The organism is Algibacter sp. L4_22, from assembly GCF_023473045.1.
GTDB lineage: Bacteria > Bacteroidota > Bacteroidia > Flavobacteriales > Flavobacteriaceae > Algibacter.
Window position 1 is genome coordinate 1 of the sequence record NZ_JAMCOK010000110.1, and the last position, 524, is coordinate 524.

The following is a 524-nucleotide window of genomic DNA, read 5'->3' on the forward strand; positions in this document are numbered from 1 at the left end:
CATGTTTGTTGAGAGTGGTAGCAAGACATTCTTGTTGTTGCAATGGGCGAAGAAGAGCACCCCAGGCGTGTTAGAGGTGTCGGAGGAGGGGTTGGGATTAAACAATTCTTTGGCTCATCACCGCAGAGTCGTGGTGAATCTGTCTCTAGAGGTGAGATGCAACATGCATTTATTGCACTAATTTTCATATAAGAAAAAAATATAAGTCAATATAAGTTATAAAAAAAGTTAACCCATAAATTCAAAAGTATAGAGATATTACTCACTTGTTAATCTCAACCTTGATAAGAGTTGGGGGTAATTTCCCCAAAGAACAAAGCCAATAAACTTTATTCAACCGTGGGTAAATTACAACCAACATCCAATGTGCCCTATATGAGAATTGATATCATAATTGTTAAGTTTTATAATTAAAAAGTTAATTAATAGAACAAAGTTAAGGCACTTACGATCGGATAATTGGTAGTAGAAAAAATTCTTTCTTTGATGCTTTCATATGTTGAGTCATATAGTCCCCTCTTTGA

General features: G+C 34.9%; 1 protein-coding gene. It reads left to right on the forward strand.

Annotated elements, in window-relative coordinates; translation table 11 throughout:
- Window positions 1–181: hypothetical protein (locus tag M4I23_RS19750; RefSeq protein WP_249755567.1), on the forward strand; the 181-nt coding region annotated here is incomplete at its 5' end.
- Window positions 182–524 lie beyond the last annotated feature (343 nt).